Origin of the sequence: Salinicola endophyticus, from assembly GCF_003206575.1 — a bacterium.
Lineage (GTDB): Bacteria > Pseudomonadota > Gammaproteobacteria > Pseudomonadales > Halomonadaceae > Salinicola > Salinicola endophyticus.
Map to the genome: position 1 here is coordinate 1 of NZ_PZJO01000014.1, position 541 is coordinate 541.

2 protein-coding genes are annotated in these 541 nt (G+C 64.6%); both read right to left on the bottom strand.

Features of this window, described 5'->3' with window-relative positions; all coding sequences use genetic code 11:
• Nucleotides 1–236 (bottom strand): Ig-like domain-containing protein (locus DOM66_RS19835; protein WP_223162086.1); only part of this gene is annotated, 236 nt, incomplete at its 3' end.
• On the bottom strand, nt 184–507 hold the full coding sequence (locus tag DOM66_RS19315) for a VCBS domain-containing protein (protein ID WP_455431024.1): 324 nt from the start codon (nt 505–507) through the stop codon (nt 184–186). The genes DOM66_RS19315 and DOM66_RS19835, both read right to left, overlap by 53 nt.
• Nucleotides 508–541: the final 34 nt, after the last annotated feature.

Genomic DNA, 541 nt, shown 5'->3' on the forward strand with positions numbered 1-541 from the left:
TCCGTCGTGGCCGTGACCGCCTGAGCGACCGGCAGGTCGTTGGTGCCGGTCACTGTGACGGTCAGGGTGGCGGTATCGGTGCCGCCCTGACCGTTACTGACGGTGTAGCCAATCTGGGTGGTGTCTTGCTGACCCGCGGCCAGGCGATCGAACGCCGCGCCCGGATTGAAGCTGTAACTGCCGTCAGCATTGAGGGTAAAGGTGCCCCCATTGGAGCCGGCGATCGCCTGCCCCACGCTGCCTGCCACACCATTGACCGCACTGNNCACCCTGGGCGGCCCCGACGTTGAGGGTGGCATTCTCACCCGTGCTGCCGGTATCGGCGACCGCCATCAGGGCATCGTTGGTGCCAGTGACGGTAATGGTCACCGTTTGCGGTGCACTCACACCACCGTCGTTGTCGGTCGCGGTGTAGGTGAAAGTGACGTCACGACTCTGGCCAGCGGCCAGGCTGTCGAAGTCCGTCCCTGGATTGAAGCTATAGCTGCCATCGCTGTTGAAACTCAGCGCGCCATTGCCCTGACCGACGCCAGACGCGAGC